1 protein-coding gene is annotated in these 900 nt (G+C 61.2%); it reads right to left on the minus strand.

Going from position 1 to position 900, the window contains the following annotated elements:
* Window positions 1–192 precede the first annotated feature (192 nt).
* Window positions 193–900, minus strand: a 708-nt coding sequence (locus GHO41_RS29360; RefSeq protein WP_153435353.1) for a FecR domain-containing protein, incomplete at its 5' end; no start/stop codon positions are given.

Consider the following 900-nt stretch of genomic DNA (forward strand, 5'->3'; position numbering starts at 1 on the left):
GCAGAGGCACCGAGCGCCACCGCCAGGCGGATGGCCTGCGCGAGCGGCTTGGCGGCGCTAAGGGTAAATCGTGACATACAGGTTTCCTTCCGTTGGCAGGGGCAGAGGCGCAGCTGTGATCGCTGCTTTCTGTACATGGCCGAACGAAAACTGAAATCGGCAACCCTTAGTGGGAATTATTCGCAAAAAAATTTAAGCCGCTTCGACAGTGGCCCAATAACGCGTGATGAAACGCACCGTGACCGGCAGCGACTGGCTGAGGTTTTCCAGAATGGTGTCGGTGTTATCAATCCGAAATGCGCCACTGAGCCGCAAGTGCGCAATGCCGGGATCGCAACGCAATACGCCGGGGCGGTAGCGGCTCAGTTCAGTGATGAAATCACCCAAACGCCAATCGATGACTGTCAGCATTCCCTGGCTCCAGGCACCAGCACCCGCCGGGGCCGCCGTGATGGCGCCGACCTCATTGGGTTCCAGGTGAGCCTGCTGGCCCGCATCCAGGCGCTGCACCCGTGACGGGTGATTCAAGGGCCGCAGCTCAACCGCCTTTTCCAATACGCACACCTCGGTAAAGCTTGGCTCGCAGCGCACCACAAAGCGCGTGCCCAAGGCGCGCACACTGCCCTGGGGCGACTCGACGATAAAGGGTCGAGTGTCGCTGGCGGTTTGCACCAGGATTTCGCCCCGGTGCAGGCGGATCAGGCGCGTTTGCTCACTGAAAACGATGTCCAGCGCGCTGTCGGTATTGATGTCTATCTGGCTTTCATCGCTTAAGCGCAGGTGCCGACGCTGCCCGGTGGCGGTGCGCTGATCGGCCAGCATTGCCTGGTAAGGCACGTGCTCCGTGGCCAGCCAGCCACTGCCGCCTGCGGCCAGCAACAAGCCCAGGGTTTTGAGCAC

Source organism: Pseudomonas sp. FSL R10-0399 (assembly GCF_009600165.1).
Classification (GTDB): Bacteria; Pseudomonadota; Gammaproteobacteria; order Pseudomonadales; family Pseudomonadaceae; genus Aquipseudomonas; species Aquipseudomonas helleri.